Origin of the sequence: Aminobacter sp. MET-1 (assembly GCF_026521175.1) — a bacterium.
Lineage (GTDB): Bacteria > Pseudomonadota > Alphaproteobacteria > Rhizobiales > Rhizobiaceae > Aminobacter.
Map to the genome: position 1 here is coordinate 1 of NZ_JAMSHL010000089.1, position 280 is coordinate 280.

Consider the following 280-nt stretch of genomic DNA (forward strand, 5'->3'; position numbering starts at 1 on the left):
GTCGATGATCACCCGCGCCGAGCTGCGCGGGCAGATCAAGCCCGGCGACACCCTGATCGAAGCCACCTCGGGTAACACCGGAATCGCCCTGGCCATGGCCGCGGCGATCAAAGGCTACAAGATGGTGTTGATCATGCCCGACAACGGCAGCGCCGAGCGCAAGGCGGCCATGACCGCCTACGGCGCCCAGCTGATCCTGGTTACCCAGGAAGAAGGCATGGAAGGCGCGCGTGACCTCGCCGAGCGCATGGCCGCCGAAGGCCGTGGCGTGGTGCTGGAC

Annotated in this window: 1 protein-coding gene; it reads left to right on the top strand. The window is 67.1% G+C overall.

All coding sequences use genetic code 11. The features are described from left to right. Positions 1-280 (top strand): pyridoxal-phosphate dependent enzyme (locus NDO48_RS29145; protein ID WP_267322905.1); only part of this gene is annotated, 280 nt, incomplete at both ends.